The following is a 17,336-nucleotide window of genomic DNA, read 5'->3' on the forward strand; positions in this document are numbered from 1 at the left end:
TACGCCCCTACGCCCCTACGCCCCTAGCTTAATTGCCGCACAGACTCCCAGACATACTGCCAAAGTTAGAGGATCGGGCTCTTCTTTTCGCAATTGCTCAATCTCAGCAGTACGGCCACCCTCAGACTCCATGAAATCCAGTAACCATTTGGCCGCCGCTGGACTATCAATCCATTTCGCCCCAAGACACACAGGACAAATTTCCTGATTGACAGAACCGGTGCCACCGCACTCTGGACATTGCCAGTTCGCTGTTTCAGGAGGAGGGGCAAGAGGTATATTGCTCATATAGGGAGAATGTGCGATCGCTCAATATCTATGTTCTTGCTGACAAAAACAATTTTAATTTTATATTATTTCATTGTCCCGCAAATTTAACACAATCAATATAAATTTATTAATAAAGTAGGGGTCAACCCCCGTGCTAACCTCAAAAAATCGGGGCAACACGGGGGATTCCCCTGCAATAATTAGACAACTCTTTGTTAACAGTTAACAGTTAACTATTAACAAATAAATTATCGCGATCCAGCCAAAGCCTCCCGCAATTTTTGGCTGGGATTTGGTTTAGTTTGCAACTGCTTAGTTTGCAACTGCGGAGTTGCCATTTTCAAAACCAATTCCATCAACCAAGGGGCAATTCGGTGGCACCACACGGCTACATGACTTTGCCATCCGACCAAGATTTCTGGGGAATCTTTTTCTAGTCCTACAATCAATGCTTGGGCAACTTTTTCGGCAGTCATTGGCACTACCCAGCGAAATTGATGGAAGTCTCGCACCATGTCAGTATCTGTCAGAGATGGCAGTAAAGCTGTCACTTGAATATTGTAAGGTGCTAACTCGCTGCGTAAAGCTTGGGTGAATCCCAAAATTGCGAATTTCGTAGCAGAATAAGTTGCCATTGTGGGAGCGGCAAATTTACCCATCAAGCTAGAAACATTAACAATTGTTCCCTCTTTTTGGGTTGCCATTCGCCGAGCTATGAGGCTAGTGATGGTGTATGTACCCATTAAATTCAAGGCTAATTCTTCCTGAATTAATGGCATGGGGGAGCGTAAAAAAGAGGCTTGGTGGGCAACTCCCGCACAGTTGACTAAGAGTTGAATGGGGCCGCGATCGCGCCAAGCTTGAGCGATCGCAATATTCACTGCTGCTGAATCTGTTAAATCTATCGCCAAAGTCACTACTTCCACGCCTAAGACTTCGATTTCAGCGGCTACTTCTGCTAACTGCTGGCGGTTCCTGGCCACTAACAACAGCCGTTTGAGTCCTTGTTTGGCTAATTCGATGGCGATCGCCCGCCCAATTCCGCGCGAAGCACCTGTAATCAGGGCTGTTTTTCCTTCAAATTTCATCATTTAATTCTCCTTTTTTGTCTCACCGCGTAGTTAGCCAATGCCGAATTTCTTGATAGTGTTGATAGAGAACTTTCGGCATCTGGTGAGATGAACTTGTTCGATTGTGTCGAGCAGGATTAGTAGAAGGAAATAGTTAAGCGTACAAGACTGATAACTGAAAAGCAGGTGACATCAGTATTTTCCTTCTGCTTTCAGAATAGCGGCCTTCTACCTTCTACTTATTAGTCCTGATAGCGTTGTGAATTTGATTTAATCATGGTTGCAGATTCGCACTAATCTCTGAAACCAACCTCATGCAAGTAGACTCTCCTGAGATTTCAAATCCTAGATTACCGATTCAGTAAGTAAGTGTTAATTAATCTCCATTTCGTGTATCCCCACTACTGAATTGATGTTCTAAGAAAGAATCAATCAATCAGTGTGAAGTGTTGGGCAATGTAGGGCATGAATGGTACACCTCCTCGATTCAGAGTTACCGCAGTTTGGGCTATATGCACACCTTAACTTGGGGATCAACAGGTTGCAACAATTTTTAATAAATTTCCCGTTACATTTCTTTACAATACGTTCAGATTGCGGGTTTCCAAGTCCCGTGAAAGCCCATAGGCACGACGCTGGGCAATGCCAATCTACAAACTGGTTCGCCTGCAATGCCTGCACTGTCAAAGATCCAGACTTCGCTGGTGTCAGAATTGCCATCGTAGACAAGAGTTAAAATCCAACCGCGATCGCGATCGCTGGGATCTGGCGCGTAGATGGGTTCGCTAGGATAACGGTTTTCACCGAAGTCAGCGCAGGTAAGGGTGCCGGTGTGAGAGTCAAAACGGGCGATCGCGCCGAACATTTCTTGACTAATATCCACGCCTTCCCGTTGTACCGATAGATAAGTGTAGCGGGACAGTTGACCCACTTCCGACGGGGACACAATCGGAAACTCGCAATGTCTGTTCAAAACTTCCTCCGCCTGCTGCACTTTGGCGGTTTGCGGTTCCAGGCGTACTTGCCAGAGAGTCGCTTTAGCAAAAGTTTTGGTTTGTCCGCTGGCGACTTCCTTAAGATATTGGTTGGTTACAAAGTCGGGATAACGGGCAAAATCGATAATTATTGAACCAGTTGAGTCTACCCAACCGTTAGCGAAATGCCATTGAAAGCAAGAATCGGTTTCACCGCGACTTACTAGGGAGAGAGTTTCGCGATCGAACACTAAAATTTGCGTACCTAACTGGGGTTTCCACTCAAAGGATTCGCTGTAGCAGCTTAATCCAGCCAACAGCGGCCAGGGATTGAGGCGCAGGGGTGAGACGAAAAACACTAAATAAGGCCCAGCCATGACAAAATCGTGAATCGCCGGAATGCCATCTAGGAGAAAAGTTGTTTTTTGGACGATTTTGCCCGTAGGGTCGCTTTTATAAAGATTGAGCTTACCCTGGGCACCAGCGCTAATGCCAAAGTTAAAAATATAGCCAGTATCGGGATCTCGTTTGCAATGGGCAGAATAGGGAAGCCCATCATCAAGGCCGCCAAGATTGTCCAGTCCCCTAGTTTCCAAGTTTTCGAGGTCGAGGGCGTGGGGGTTCGCGCCTTCCCACAAAGCTAAGAGTTTATCTGGAAGGGCGAGTACAGAAGTGTTAGCGGCATTTTTGACTGGTTTGCCCCATCGTTGCCACAGAGGGCCGGGTGCAGTCATCCCGTAGTTGCTGTAAAGAAATTTGCCGGCTGCTGTTTCGGCTTGATATCCGGCAGTTTGGACGTAACGGTAGAGGGCGGTTGCGTTGGGTTCGCGAAAATGTACAGCCAGAATTGCCCCGTCACCATCAAACCAATGTCCCGCGCGATCGCCCCCCCGTTCCAATCTTCCAGGGCCATTGCGATACAAAGTACCGCGCAATCCTTCTGGGATTTTACCGCTGAGGACTTGTAACTGAGTCGAGGGAAACTCTTTGGCGGGATTGATAATGGCTTTTGCCCAGGCTTTTTTTGTTGAGACTTGATTAAGAATCATAAATTAATAACTTGATGAATTGTCAGATATAATCAAGAACAGCAATAGTTGCTTATTACCAAAAATGAGATAAACTTGCAACTAATTTTTCTTCATTTCTTAGTTAAGATTATGTAGGATATTCCACACTGGGAAGGTGAGTACCAACATAACCGATAATTACCTTTCGCATACCTACTTTTGACACTTCTGGAAAGAAGTAAATTCGCCAATTAAACTGTCTCTCTTTGGCGTGTTTCTCAAATAGACGTTCCTTACCATCAGGGCAAAGGAAAGTTCGTGCTTTACGGTATTTTTTATTCTTAAGAGTTTGTTCACTTTCTCCAGACACATCAAGAGAAGTACCCTCTAGGTTAAAATACCCCGTTTCCCAATTCTTAGCACAATTCTCAAGTTCATACAAAATCTCCAAAACGAGTTTTAACCTTTCGTCTCCGGTACGGAGTTTCTACAACTGTTTATTACCAGCATCGCAAAATTGCAGATTAGGGAAAATTTCATCTCTACGATTCCAAAGTTCCCTCCCGTTAAGCCGATCTGGTTGGAGACGCTTCTCAATCCAATCAGCGTGTTCGAGAACGTGGTTTTTCTGACTAGCGTGAATAACCTCTACACTTTCTTCTATTAGGTTCTCTTCCTCATCAATTTGTATTAGTTCTAAGTTGATGAGACTGTTATTCCAGAGCGATTCTGAATTCAGACTAATTGCTAATGTTTCAAGGTAGTAAGCAACTTTAAAGCCTTCTGCTTGAGTACCCTGTAAACTAAACTCACAATCCAAATCTTCAACTTTTATTTTAATCTTTACATCAGGAATATCAACTGATAAAGGAGTCTTAGTTGCCAGAGTTCTCAGAAAAGTCCGCTCTTCTCTATTCACTGTATTATCATTACGCCAATGAGAAAGAGTATAATTTTCTGTAAGAATCAGAACATAAAAATCTGCTTGAATGCGGATTCCCTTCAGTCCACAGCGTTTAGCTTCACGCATTATACTAATCAATTCTGACATCCATTGTCGTGCGGTAAAAATATCAGGAGCAAGAGTTCGCGCGGACAGTTCATTAAACACCATCTCCAAATCCATCGCTTATTCTCCTTCCACCGCAGGTTCTAACAAAATCTCCAAGCTATTATCCCACTCATCAAAAAAACCATCCGGCCAGCGATCAATTCGTCCGTTTCTATCGATTTTAGGAGATACTACATCCGTCACAGCTTGTCCTTCTTTATTTTGACGCTGGAAGTAATGCAAACGAACATCTTTGGGGGCAAGTTTGCCTCCGTGAACCGCAAGGCGAATCCCATTTAAAACATGATCGCTGTGAGTTTCTATCACAACTTGAACGCCACCACTAGCAGCTAAAGCTAATAATTGACCCATCTTAACTTGTCCTTTAGGATGGAGATGCGCTTCAGGATTTTCAATTAAAATTATTGTACCAGGTGTTGATGTAAGTGCCGCTACAATAATCGGTAAAGTATAGCTAATTCCAAATCCCACATTAGTTGCACGGTAAGGATTGCTATCTCCATAGGAATATTGAAAACTCATTAAATCAACATCAGATTTTGTGTCAATTTTGAGGCGCGTACCGGGACTTACTTCTCCCATCCACGCCTCAACTTGGTCGATTAAATCCATTGATTTTGCAGTAGATTGTTCTTTTTCTCTTTGAGTCTTTGATTTTATCTCTGGATAACTGAGACTGTTATTAGGAATAACTTTCCGTCCATTAATAGCCAGAAAATGAGCAGCATACTCACCTTTGATACCCAATTGACCAAGTTGTCGTACTTGGTAATCCGACATTTCATTAAATGAACGCGGCCCGATCCGCTCTGCCTGAAGGTAGTGAAAATTATTACCAAAAAGATTCGATTTATACACTTCTGAGCTAACTGGTTCCGAGTCAATATTCAACACATCTACCTCTTTGTCATATTTGAAACGCCATACCCCCTTGCTGTTGTTTTCCCAAACAATATCAAAACCAATTAATTCCTCTTCTGCTCCTTCAAACAGTGCATCTTTAGCAGTCCCAATCTTAACTAAGTCCCCATTAAGTGCCAACCCTTTTTCTGGGAGTAAACCCTGTTGATAAGATTGTCGTAACAGCAGGAGTGATTGCATAACAGAAGATTTGCCAGTGCTGTTTAAACCGGAAAATAACGTGAGTTTTTTGAAGTCCAATGACAGCTCTGCAAAAGGTTTAAAATTTAGCAACTTCAGCGAAGTAATCATGCCAAAACCTCATGAATTATTTTTTCAATTATCCTAAATCTGTACTCGATTTTTTCCGCTGCCTGAGAGATAGAAGCATTAAAATCTCGATCGCGATCTACATGACTTCTAAATTTTTCAATCAATTGCTCCTTGTGCTGCTTCACTATATCAATTTCCTCGTTGCTAAGTAAACTGAGATTAACTGACCAAACCTCAAACAATGCTTTATTAATTGGAAACATTTTTGTCTGATTTTGGGATATTTTACGGAAGGCATATTTTCCAAATATTTCCCATGCTGCAACCATCGCTTTTTTAAAATCATTTTTAATTTCTTGTAATTCCCATTCGGACATATTATTAACTTTCGATAATGCTTTACTCAAAAACAAATTTCTTTTCTCAGAGTGATAATCTTTATAAGATGTAAGCCTAAAAGCTAAAAAACCGAGTATGAATTCCCGATCGTCCATTCGCATTTTACGTAACTTACTCAAATTAGTAACTTTCAGGAATTCATCAGATGTCGCAAGTTGAGCTAAAAACTTTGTTGCCTTACCGGGGTTAAGAGCATGGCGTAGTTCTTGAGGAGACATCGGCAGTCCACCTGTATTAATACGTTTGAAAATATTATATTTAACTTCAGGAGGCGTACCTTTTTCAATCAAATAAACTGTAACTTGAGTTTCTTGAATCCGACGTTGGTATCGGCGTTCTATTTCATCATAAGTTTTGCCTTCAAAATTGGTTAAGTATTCTAGTCCACATAACTTAAGTTTTTTATCGCTCATAAATTGCTTGAGAGCAGATAAGCGCTGCAATCCATCCACAACTAACCACTTATCTTCATCCGTTGCATCTATATAAAAAGCTGGTAATGGAATCCGAATCAAAATCGACTCAATCAGTCTGCTTTTAGCCTCATCTTTCCAGATATTTGCATGGCGCTGAAAGTCGGGTGCTAAATCAAGAGCTTCCTCATCGATTCTTCTTAGGAGTTGCTCAATAGTTGGTTCTCTGGTGGAAATATTAATTTCATCAGGATCATATATCAATTTGTCTTTTTCATAAAGTTCATCATTGTTATCTTCTTCTTGATTAAGACTTAACTCATCAATCGAATCTTGGTTGGATACTTGCTGTTCTAGTTCTGGCTGATTTACCATAGGTAATACTCCTTTCTGTTAACATTTATTGCGATTTTGCATTGCCCTAATAAAACTTGGATGACGTTTTGATCCTAACAGAGAAATGAAAAATCAATAACTTGATGAATTGTCAGATATAATGAAGAACAGGGCTAAGCTACTTATTTTACCAAAAGTGAGACAAACTTGCAACAGTTTTTTTATTACTATACTATTTTATCTTTAAACCCAGGTTTTATTCTAGTTAAACTGAGTCCGAAATGAAGAAGTTTTATAATTCTATATGCTCCCATTTAACATCGATATTTCGACTGAGCTTTTACTGAATATCTCTTTCCTCATATCACGCTTAAGTACCTGGACATAAATAAACAGTGCCATTGCGAGGGTTGCGAAACCACCTCAAGTCCTTGCGATTGCTTCGCTTCGCTCGCAATGACGTACTTACGTTTATTTATGTCCGACTACTTAGCTGGTCAAGGAGTGATTTTTACAAGTCTAGATTGATCCAAAACTCTAGTCGAAAAAACTCTCACTAATAGGGGTCTATCCATATTTATAAATACAATTAACAATTAACTTCTGGTAAAATCAACATCGCATCGCCAAAAGAATAAAAACGATATTGATGCGCGATCGCCTCCTCATACAACTCAAACAACCGCTGCCTGCCAATCATCGCACTGACCAGCATCAGCAAACTAGATTGCGGTAAGTGAAAATTTGTAATTAGCCCCTCAACCACTTGCCACCGATAACCGGGATAAATAAATAAATCCGTATGTCCGCAAAAAGCTTGTAGCGACGGCAAATTTTGCTTTTGGGCCGCCGCTGCGGCCCCCTCCAGAGCCCTTACCGCCGTCGTACCCACCGCAATAATTCGGCCGCCATTTGCCTGAGTCTGGCGAATTTTGTCTACCGTTATCGCGGGTACTTCCACCCATTCTCTGTGCATCTGATGAGTAGTAAGATCCTCTACTTCCACCGGTCGAAAAGTCCCCACCCCAACGTGCAGCGTCACAAAAGCTTGCTCAATGCCCTTCTCCTGTAATCCCTTAAGTAATTCATCAGTAAAGTGTAGCCCAGCAGTCGGCGCTGCGATCGCCCCCAATTTCTCAGCATAAATCGTCTGATACTGTTCCCCTAAAGCCTGAGAATTCTTAATATAAGGCGGTAACGGTATGTGACCATATTCCGGCAACAACTGCACCAGAGACATTCCCACAGGCACTTCAAACTGCAACAGCCGCCCCCCAGTAGCCTCATCCCTTTCTAGAACCGTCGCACTCAAGCGATCGCCATTAGGAATTTCCCCATTGAGTGGGTCAAACTCGATCCTAGCACCTGGTTTCAAGCGTTTTCCCGGTTTAACCAAAGCCAGCCAGCAATTGCGTTCTCGCTCTTCCATTAGCAAAGCTTCCACCGGGTAGCCATTAGGTTTACGACCTTTGAGCCTAGCTGGGAGCACGCGGGTATTATTGAGAACCAGTAAATCTCCCCGCTTGAGAAAGTTTGGCAACTCCCGAAAAATAGAATGCTGGTGGCTATGGGGAGAATCCACTACCAATAAACGGGAGCTATCCCTTGGTACAACTGGATTTTGGGCAATCCGTTCGGGAGGTAGTACGTAGTTGTAAGCCTCTAATTTCAAGTCTAATGAGGAATTAATTTCTGTCATTTCGTATATCTCTGTAAAATAAATCTGTAAACTTAGCAACAAATTGGGTAAAACCCCCCATCTAAAATCGGGGGCTTCTCCCCTAGCGCTGGAAGCGATACTCCACGAATATAGAAGTATAGCGTCAGCTTCTCACCTCAAGGAGAGCTATGGAATACCTCTACTACATTGCCAATACCAGTCTCACCCTGAGAGTGGTTGATTACCTCCGAACCCCCAGAGACCTACCGGTTCAATTTATCACTGTCATTCATCAGATCGATGGTTGGGTGGTAAAAGTAAAAATGAGTCAATACTTAACGCCTCAGCAGCACGGAGACTTCCGAGCTTTTATGAATGAACTGGGGATACCTTACGAGCCAGAAATTCGCCTGCAAATGGCACTTTGGAGCTTAGAAACAGGACAATCACCTTTGAGCGTCATGCGCCGTTACCAAGTGGCAGTTGTTTGTCACGGCAGTCCCGATCGCAAAGAAATTGAAGCCTTTCGTCAGCAGTTTGTCAAGGGACTGGGATACTGCCCGGAAACTCTTGCTTAAATAAATTAAAAATTAAAAAGTGGTATTTCCCATTCCCTTTAATTTTTAATGGCTAAAGGCTGACTGGATATACTCTTGCAGAGTAAGACACCAAGACCCTACTATCACTGGTTCACCGATCGCCACAGTTAAGCTAGATTTTTGCTGATGATTTGATTGTGAAGGTTCGCAGCAGACGAGAGCGACATCAAATCGGCAAGGGTAATCTGCCAATTCTGGGCGATCGCTTAAAAATATTTCTGCCGTTTGCCAAAGCTTTGCTTGCTTTGTGGCATTAACAGCAAGCATTCCATCAGCATCCCAATTTCTCCGACGACGAGTTTTAACTTCTACAAAGATTAAAGTTGGTAATGGGTGATTGGTAAGGGGTAATTGGTAATTGCCCTTTTTTTCGCTGCACCCCTTCTCCTCCACTCCTGGTGCGATTGCGATCGTATCAATTTCCCCGTAGCGACACCGCCAACGCCGATGCAAAATTTCCCAGCCTTGTTCCTCCAACCACTGCGCTACTAAGTTTTCTCCCAAATTGCCAATATTGTTGGCATTTGAGGATAGGCCAGAAAAACGAGAAGGAGCAGCAGTTGTAGGATGCTCTAGATCGTTGCTTAGCTTGACACCCTTTCTAGTAAAATCAAAAGTTGATAGATCGCTGTTTCCCATTAGCTTTCAATTGCATGATTTCTAGTATTCGCCAACATATTTATACCTTCTTGTTCAGTTTAGTTCTCTTTGTCGCTGTCAGCTTGGTAGCAATTGCTATTAATCCAGTACCGGCCTTGGCTCTAGATTACAATAGAGAAGCCCTAGTCGGTGCTGATTTCTCAGGGCGCGATCTCACTGACGCGCAATTTACCAAGGCAAATCTCCGCAACAGTAATTTTAGCAATGCAAATTTGCAGGGTGTAAGCTTTTTCGCTGCAAATATGGAAGATGCTAATTTTGAGGGCGCTAATCTTAGGGGGGCGACTTTAGATTTAGCTCGGATGATTAAAGTGAATTTAACTAATGCGATCCTTGAGGGAGCTTTTGCTTACAATACCAAGTTTGAACGGGCGATCGTTGACGGTGCTGACTTTACGGATATCCTCATCCGCGATGATATGGTAGAAAAGTTGTGTAAAGTGGCGCGAGGAACTAATCCGGTTACTGGTAGGAACACTCGCGAAACTCTGTTTTGTGATTAGTTAATTGGTAATTGGTAATTGGTAATTGGTAATTGGCTAATGGCTAATGGCTAATTGCTAATTGCTAATTGCTAATTGCTAATTGCTACCTTCCCCATGTTCCCTATCTTCCCTCAACTCTACCTCCTGCCTCCTGCTATATCTCTCTTCATTAAGAAAAATTAAAATAGGGAACTGCTGAGTTTGGGAAGCAGTCAGCAATAAAAATGTCATATTTTCGGCATTTTCCCTATTGAATAAGGATATCTTTCCTTTGAACAATAAATCGCGGCATTGCCTAAGTCAGAAATGGTTATATCCCAATACGGTTCACTTAAGGCTGAAAAAGTGGTAAACTAGGTATTATGTACAAAAAAGGAAATCAAGGACAGTGCATTTTAAAAAATTATTATTAGAATCTCCTAAGCTCAAAAGTAAGGAGATATTCAAAGCTATAGAGGTAGCAATTCCATCAACAGCAATAGAAGCGGCGATTCTCAAAACAAACGTTAAGGAAAAACGGCATCGCGGGCTACCATCACAACTGGTAGTATGTCTAATAATAGCAATGAGCCTGTGGTCAAAAGACTCAATGCGGGATGTGTTAAAAAATCTAATGGATGGTCTTAATGAAGTATGGTTAAAAACTGGTAAATATTGGAAAGTCCCATGTAAAGCAGCTATTACTCAAGCCCGACAAAGATTAGGAGCAGGAGTAATGACACAGTTATTTCATCAGTTGGTAAAACCAATGGCTACGGTTGAAACAGTAGGAGCTTTTCTCAATGGATTGAGAATTATAGCGATAGATGGAACCTGCTTAGACATCCCAGACAGTGATGAAAATGCCAGAGTTTTTGGCCGTCCAGGGAGTCGTCCAGGTACAAGAGCTGCATTTCCAAAAGCAAGATTAGTCATTTTAGTAGAAGCAGGAACACATTTAATATTCGATAGATGAACTTAAAGTACATCTCTTAGAGCGAAAAATTCATATTCGTTCTCAAAGACCGAAGGAAGTAGTGCAAGAAATTTATGGTCTATTATTAGGACATTGGGCGGTGCGGTCATTAATTTGTCAAGCAGCTTGGGGTGCAGAGATTTCACCATTACGTCTATCTTTTACGGGAACATTACGAGTTATTCGTCGTGCACTCCCAAAATTTCAGCGATTAGAACCACAAGAACTTCCCTTTTTTTAAGTTGGTTAACTTTGGAGATACTTGACCAAAGTTTACCGGAAAGGGTGCAGAGAAATAACCCTAGAGTAGTGAAAAAGCCTGTTTCAAAATTCATCTCCAAAAAAGTTCAACATAGAGATACTGGAATAAAAATGAATCCTCCTATTTTTACTATTTTAAGCACGGCCTAGTCTTAAGTGAACCGTATTGGCTTATATTACTCTACGCGATCGCCCTGAAGATTGGCAAGAGGAACTTGAAGAAAGAGAAGCTTGGGATATCACTTTAGAGGATGGTTTAGAATGACCTTAGCAAAATCATCACGAGGTGATATATCAGCGGGTTTGTTAAAGAATTGTCCCGATTAATCCTTCATTAACTAGAAGCACTCGTATAAAAACGTAAGGCAAATCGCCAGAAGAGACAAGAGGCTAAAAAAAGTGCGATCGCTAAAACTCCCGCCCCAAAAATCCATAATATTTCTCCTCTACCGAGTAGAGTTTCTGCGGGAACAGTAGTTAGAAAAGCCACAGGTACAACGAAGGTAAAAAAGAAACGGTAAGCTGCGGGATAAGCCGCCATCGGATATCTACCTGCTTCTAACAAACCTCTAAGAACTTCAGTAACATTATAGATTTTAACAAACCAAATAGTCATCGACCCTAACATAAACCACAAACTATAAAGGCTAATCATGCCAAATGCCAAGGGTATGATACTCAAAATACAATTGATCGGCCCTATTCCTAGTTTGTTGGCTGAGTAGACTAATACCACAATTCCAAATACTAAATCCGGTATTCCCCAAGGGGAAACTGTGCGTGCGGATAGCCAAAACTGGGAACTAATTGGTTTGAGAAGTACAAAATCAAGAGTCCCTTGTTGAACTTGATCGACAATGCGGTTAAGGTTGGGTACAAGGAAGATGGCGGAAAAGCCTTGGAGGATGGTAAATATACCGAGCACGACTAGGGCTTCTTCCCATTTCCAGCCCGCGAAGGTGTAGCCAGTGCGATAGAAGAGAAACAGTCCAAATAGGCTACCAGCAAGGTTTCCAACGCTACTGAGTGCAGCTAAGAGGAAGTTAATGCGATACTCTAGTTCCGCTGCGATCGCGGTACTCCAAAATAATATAATTACGTGAAGATATCTTTGCATATTTTAATGAGTATAAAGATGCTCTTGTCAATTGATAAATAGTTACAGATAATTTGTAGCGCCGCCCTCTGGGTGGTAAAGTCACCGCCCAGAGGGCGGCGTTACGGAACAAGCCTTTAAGCCATATTATACCGCAGCATCAACTACGTATAGGTGTTACTACCAGTAGCTAGCGCGATCGCAAACATCATTTTTACTTATTGTTACATTTATGGTAACGGAAAAACTCATCGGCTAAATTTAAGCTAGATTTGCCGACAATACTGTTTGATAGATGAAACCCGAAAACCTATGCAGAAACTAACTCGAATTTTATTCTCTACCACGCTTACCTTGAGTCTGTTATGTTTCCCCAGCCAAGCCTTTGCCAAAGCTAAAATTCAGATGGCTATTCTCCTAGATTCTAGTAATAGCATGGATGGACTGATTGAGCAAACTCGCACGCAAATTTGGCAAGTTGTTAATGCCTTAACTAAAGTAACTAAAGATGGCGAAGTGCCAGAGTTAGAAGTTGCACTCTATCATTATGGTAATGACAATTTACCTTCCCAAGAAGGTTTTGTCAGACTGCTAACTGGCTTTACTCCCGAATTAGATTTAGTATCCGAAAAGCTATTCAGCATCAAAACTAACGGCGGTCAAGAATATGCTGGTTGGGTAATCCGTTCCGCTCTTAAAGAATTAAACTGGAGTAAAGATCCAGCAGATTTTCGCGTTGTTTTTATTGCGGGTAACGAACCCTTCGATCAAGGCCCGATTCCTTGGCGAGAATCTGTTACTCTTGCTACTGGGGAAAATGTTTTAGTTAACACTATCTATTGTGGTTCAGCAGAAAGTCAAGAGCGACAACTTTGGGCTTCAGGAGCTATTTTAGCACAAGGTAGTCACTTCAATATTAACCAAGACAGAAAGATTGAAGTTATCAAGTCTCCTTACGATGACCAAATTACTAAGTTGAACGATCAACTCAATCAAACCTACATTCCCTATGGTAGAGAAGGAGCAGTTGGTCAACAACGTCAGGCGATGGAAGATAGTAACGCTGGTGAAAATTTAGCACTCCGTAGTAGCTCAAAAGTTTCTGACTATTATAGCAATGCTTCTTGGGATTTAATTGATGCTCTCGATCGAGGAATTGTCACTCTTGAGCGATTATCAAATGATGCTTTACCGCCAGTGATGCGGGGTATGACTTTAGGACAAAAGCGCGAGTATGTAGCGGCCAAGAAAGCTGAAAGAGAGAGAATTCAAGCTAGTATTCGTGACTTATCTCGACAACGTGAGGAATATGTTGCTAAACAACGTCAAGTTAATCCTAATGGGGGAGATAATACTCTTGATTATGTAATTATTCAAAGTCTCCGTCAACAATTAGCAGCTAAAGGATTTAAGCTTCAGTAGCATTTATTATTGGGCGATTAAAATCGCATCTACACAAACAAAGTCCGCCTACGCGGACTAAAGAATTAGGAATTTTGTTGAGGAATTTTTCCTGATTTATCTTGACATCAGGAAAAAATTGTTTAAGCTAGTATTAGTTCAATACTTGGCAGGAATTTCATGCTGAAAACATCTCAGGTTAAGCCTATGAATGGATTCAAATTCTCGCTGATTTGTGTGACAACTTTTGGGTTATTAACTCCCTCACTCTCACTCGCAGCTAGCGCTGCGAATCAGCCTATCCAAGTTGCACAAGTCGAAGGTTGTCCCAGGGCTTCAGTGGTAGAATCTTACGAAACTAATAACTTTTTTGTGTACATTTGTGAGACAGGAGATGGTTCCTTCTTTTACCGAGGCGTAGGAAAAGATGGTAGCCAAGTCAATGTAATGAATGTCACAAGTGGGGATGACGGGACTTACTACGCAACCAACAATGATGTCACCTACTCAATTAATCGCTATCGGTTACAGGTGATACAGAACGATCGGGTCATTTTAAATGAATCTGTAATCGGCAATTAGAAGTTATTGCCAAACAGCTTGTAGAGTCTTTAATTACTAGGTGCATCTCATTTTTTTCGTGAGTTACTGATATATTGACCGTGTATATTAACTAGATAAGGCATACAATATGTCAGCAACACAGATATCCAGCGATCGCTGGTCATTTGTCCTCGAAACAAAGCATAACCGTGATTAATTATTAATAGAATTGTACCAATAAATAAGGCAACTTTCAATGCTGTAGGTGCAAGTTGAGGATTAAATAAACTGATAAAATATCCCTTGATAAATTTCTTCATTACTTTTATAGCCGAAGGGAGAAATTGATATCTTTTACCCATATCAAGATAGGAATTGTCGCCGGGTGGGGGCGGGTTTTTCAGCCTTTGCTAAACATGATAAAGCTTTTGGCGAACCCGCCCCTACAAGATTTTGGTAATGGTACAAGATGTTAATTGAAACCGACTTTCACTTAATGCCAGGGAATTGATTCCCTGGCAAATTCGTGCTACAATTTAGCTTCTACCCTTTTGCGACCAAACGCGAGTAGGTAATCCCCAAACATAGATAAAGCCTTCAGCAGCTTTGTGATCGAATTGGTCATCCGATCCGTAAGTTGCTAAGTCGAAACTATAGAGAGAATTCTCAGATTTCCGCCCGACAACTGTGGCATTCCCTTTAAAAAGTTTAACGCGAACGACACCAGTTACTCGTTCTTGTGTCTTCAAAACAAAGGCATCTAAAGCAGCTTTCAGCGGGCTATACCACTGACCATTATAAATGATTTGGCTGTAGGTTTCTTCAATGCCACGCTTATAATGAGTGACATCTGCGGTTAAGGTCAAACTCTCTAAATCTCGGTGTGCTTGAATTAAAACAGAAAGCGCTGGTGTTTCGTAAATTTCGCGAGATTTAATTCCAATTAGGCGATTTTCTACCATGTCAATGCGGCCGACACCGTGATTACCAACAATTTGATTTAATTGTTGAACTAAAGCAACTGGTGAGACAGCGTTACCGTTAAGAGTGACAGGAATGCCTTTTTCAAATCCGATTTCAATATATTCGGGTTCGTTAGGTGTATCTGCGATCGCCTTCGTCATTAAATAAATATCTTCCGGCGGTTCTTCCCAAGGATCTTCGAGGATTCCGGCTTCGATCGCCATCCCTAATAAGTTACGATCCAGGCTATAAGGTGAAGACTTTTTCACAGGGGAAGGGATGCCAAATTTTTCGCCGTAAGCGATGGTTTCCTCGCGGCTCATCTTCCATTCCCGCGCTGGTGCTAGAATTTTGATGTTAGGATTGAGTGCGCCGATAGATACGTCAAATCGTACCTGATCGTTGCCTTTACCAGTACAACCGTGCGCGATCGCATCCGCACCATATTTTTCCGCAGCATCTACCAACATCTTAGCAATTAGCGGACGAGCTAGGGCTGTGGAAAGGGGATAGCGATTCTCATAAAGGGCGTTAGCTTGAATGGCGGGAAAGGCGCAATCTTTGACAAAACTCTCTGTCCCATCGATGACAAGGGATATCGACGCGCCTGATGCTAAGGCTTTTTTACGGATGGGTTCTAATTCGTCTCCTTGTCCCAAATCCGCCGCCAGAGTGATTACTTCTTCGACACCCCACTCGTTTTTGAGGTAAGGAATGCAGACGGAGGTATCAACTCCGCCAGAATATGCTAGTACAACTTTGGTAGCACGACCCATTGGTATTTACGTCCTGAAAATAACAGACGTTTTATTATGTACCTAATTTCACCCTTATCTTGTTAGCGATCGCACAGATTTATGCTTGTTGCCAATATTTGCTTGTTCGGGGTGACTGCGGATAGGATACTGGAGATGTATGTCGCGATGGGAGAGAGCCGTGTTTTTCAGTGTAGTGATTCCGACGTATAATCGTAAACCGATTTTGCAGAAGTGTCTTTTAGCCTTAGAATGCCAGAATTTCGGGGATATTGTCAGCGGCTATGAGGCGATCGTAGTGGATGATGGTTCTACGGATGGTACGCTGGAATGGTTAGCGGCTAATGCAGACAAGTTACCTCATGTGCGAGCGCTTTCCCAAAGTCATCAAGGCCCAGCAGCAGCTAGGAATTTGGGAGTTGAGCAAGCTCAGGGCGATACAATTATTTTTATTGATAGCGATTTAGTAGTAACCGAGCATTTTCTACAAGCTCATGCAGAGGCTTTGATTGAAGGTTATAAGGAAAGCGATCTGGCTTTTACTTACGGTAGCGTCATTAATACCTGCAACTTTGAGAATCCTACGGCTGAACCTTACAAGATTACGGATTTTTCTGCCGCTTACTTTGCGACTGGAAATGTCGCGATCGCGCGTCACTGGCTAATAGAAGCTGGCTTATTTGATACCCGCTTTCAACTTTACGGATGGGAAGATTTAGAGTTAGGTGTCCGTCTGAAAAAATTAGGTTTAAAACTGATTAAATGTCCCGCTGCTATGGGATATCATTGGCATCCACCTTTTGCTTTAGACCAAATTCCATCGATGATCGATCGCGAAATTCAACGGGGAAGAATGGGGGTTTTGTTTTATCAAAAACATCCCACTTGGGAAGTGCGGATGATGATTCAAATGACGTGGTTACATCGCGTACTTTGGGGTATCCTTTCTCTGGGTGGGAGTCTGAATGAGAAGACAATGGCTGGTTTTTTGCAATGGCTAATCGCTCAAGGTAAGTCGCAGTTAGCATTAGAAATTGCCCGGATATTTCTCAATTGGTATAATGTCAAAGCCGTGTATGCTGCATATACTGAATTGTCAATGGTTAACCGTTAACTGTGTAGAAGGAAGAATGAAGAATGCTTATATAGCTAGGTTTTAGCCATCCGGTTCTTACGTTTAATTAGACATCTCACAAAAAGCCCCGTTCCACAAGGTTTATTGGAGATGTCTATTAGGTGGA

The 17,336-nt window shown here is 42.1% G+C and carries 17 protein-coding genes and 1 pseudogene; 6 read left to right on the top strand and 12 right to left on the bottom strand.

Going from position 1 to position 17,336, the window contains the following annotated elements:
• Positions 1–15 precede the first annotated feature (15 nt).
• The 8 genes from OSCI_RS20830 to queA all read right to left on the bottom strand — a co-directional run bounded on the left by OSCI_RS20830 (position 16) and on the right by queA (position 8,416).
• A complete protein-coding gene (locus OSCI_RS20830) occupies positions 16–288 on the bottom strand; it encodes a hypothetical protein (RefSeq protein WP_007357110.1) in 273 nt (90 codons plus the stop codon).
• A 230-nt stretch (positions 289–518) separates the two neighbouring features.
• Positions 519–1,358 (bottom strand): SDR family NAD(P)-dependent oxidoreductase, encoded by an 840-nt coding sequence (locus OSCI_RS20835; protein ID WP_007357111.1) that lies wholly within the window; start codon positions 1,356–1,358, stop codon positions 519–521.
• 571 nt (positions 1,359–1,929) lie between these two features.
• Complete coding sequence (locus OSCI_RS20840) at positions 1,930–3,363, bottom strand: carotenoid oxygenase family protein (RefSeq protein WP_007357112.1); 1,434 nt, start codon at positions 3,361–3,363, stop codon at positions 1,930–1,932.
• Between the two features lie 109 nt (positions 3,364–3,472).
• Positions 3,473–3,766: a hypothetical protein gene (locus OSCI_RS31110; RefSeq protein WP_202796246.1), complete on the bottom strand. Its 294-nt coding sequence runs from the start codon at positions 3,764–3,766 to the stop codon at positions 3,473–3,475.
• Between the two features lie 45 nt (positions 3,767–3,811).
• Positions 3,812–4,450, bottom strand: a complete 639-nt coding sequence (locus tag OSCI_RS20845) for a hypothetical protein (protein WP_019486939.1) — start codon at positions 4,448–4,450, stop codon at positions 3,812–3,814.
• 3 nt (positions 4,451–4,453) lie between these two features.
• Complete coding sequence (locus tag OSCI_RS20850; protein ID WP_007357113.1) at positions 4,454–5,608, bottom strand: AAA family ATPase; 1,155 nt, start codon at positions 5,606–5,608, stop codon at positions 4,454–4,456.
• A complete protein-coding gene (locus OSCI_RS20855) occupies positions 5,605–6,756 on the bottom strand; it encodes a DUF262 domain-containing protein (RefSeq protein WP_007357114.1) in 1,152 nt (383 codons plus the stop codon). The genes OSCI_RS20850 and OSCI_RS20855 overlap by 4 nt, the downstream gene beginning before the upstream one ends.
• A gap of 550 nt (positions 6,757–7,306) precedes the next feature.
• Positions 7,307–8,416: a tRNA preQ1(34) S-adenosylmethionine ribosyltransferase-isomerase QueA gene (gene queA / locus OSCI_RS20860; protein ID WP_007357115.1), complete on the bottom strand. Its 1,110-nt coding sequence runs from the start codon at positions 8,414–8,416 to the stop codon at positions 7,307–7,309.
• Between the two features lie 149 nt (positions 8,417–8,565).
• On the opposite strand from queA, the gene OSCI_RS20865 reads away from it, so the two are divergent.
• A complete protein-coding gene (locus tag OSCI_RS20865; protein ID WP_007357116.1) occupies positions 8,566–8,955 on the top strand; it encodes a hypothetical protein in 390 nt (129 codons plus the stop codon).
• 45 nt (positions 8,956–9,000) lie between these two features.
• Here the strand turns inward: OSCI_RS20865 and OSCI_RS20870 are convergent, their stop codons facing one another.
• A complete protein-coding gene (locus tag OSCI_RS20870) occupies positions 9,001–9,615 on the bottom strand; it encodes a YraN family protein (protein WP_007357117.1) in 615 nt (204 codons plus the stop codon).
• 14 nt (positions 9,616–9,629) lie between these two features.
• Here OSCI_RS20870 and OSCI_RS20875 point away from each other — a divergent pair, with 14 nt between their 5' ends.
• Entirely contained in the window at positions 9,630–10,139 is a 510-nt protein-coding gene (locus OSCI_RS20875; protein WP_007357118.1) for a pentapeptide repeat-containing protein, read from the top strand.
• Positions 10,140–10,599: 460 nt separating this feature from the next.
• A pseudogene (locus OSCI_RS20885) lies at positions 10,600–11,317 on the top strand (transposase domain-containing protein).
• A 354-nt stretch (positions 11,318–11,671) separates the two neighbouring features.
• Here OSCI_RS20885 and OSCI_RS20895 read toward each other — a convergent pair.
• A complete protein-coding gene (locus tag OSCI_RS20895) occupies positions 11,672–12,454 on the bottom strand; it encodes an ABC transporter permease (protein ID WP_007357122.1) in 783 nt (260 codons plus the stop codon).
• Between the two features lie 291 nt (positions 12,455–12,745).
• Between OSCI_RS20895 and OSCI_RS20900 the strand changes: the two genes are divergently transcribed.
• Both OSCI_RS20900 and OSCI_RS20905 read left to right on the top strand, forming a co-directional pair.
• Entirely contained in the window at positions 12,746–13,855 is a 1,110-nt protein-coding gene (locus tag OSCI_RS20900; RefSeq protein ID WP_007357123.1) for a VWA domain-containing protein, read from the top strand.
• Positions 13,856–14,041: 186 nt separating this feature from the next.
• On the top strand, positions 14,042–14,416 hold the full coding sequence (locus OSCI_RS20905; protein ID WP_234708786.1) for a hypothetical protein: 375 nt from the start codon (positions 14,042–14,044) through the stop codon (positions 14,414–14,416).
• Positions 14,417–14,463: 47 nt separating this feature from the next.
• Here OSCI_RS20905 and nrtS read toward each other — a convergent pair whose 3' ends face one another.
• Positions 14,464–14,697: a nitrate/nitrite transporter NrtS gene (gene nrtS, locus OSCI_RS28695; protein WP_007357125.1), complete on the bottom strand. Its 234-nt coding sequence runs from the start codon at positions 14,695–14,697 to the stop codon at positions 14,464–14,466.
• Positions 14,698–14,913: 216 nt separating this feature from the next.
• Positions 14,914–16,116 (bottom strand): argininosuccinate synthase, encoded by a 1,203-nt coding sequence (locus OSCI_RS20910; protein ID WP_007357126.1) that lies wholly within the window; start codon positions 16,114–16,116, stop codon positions 14,914–14,916.
• Positions 16,117–16,276: 160 nt separating this feature from the next.
• Between OSCI_RS20910 and OSCI_RS20915 the strand changes: the two genes are divergently transcribed.
• Positions 16,277–17,209, top strand: a complete 933-nt coding sequence (locus OSCI_RS20915) for a glycosyltransferase family 2 protein (protein ID WP_026103789.1) — start codon at positions 16,277–16,279, stop codon at positions 17,207–17,209.
• Positions 17,210–17,336: the final 127 nt, after the last annotated feature.

Source organism: Kamptonema sp. PCC 6506 (genome assembly GCF_000180455.1).
Taxonomy (GTDB): Bacteria; Cyanobacteriota; Cyanobacteriia; order Cyanobacteriales; family Microcoleaceae; genus Kamptonema; species Kamptonema formosum.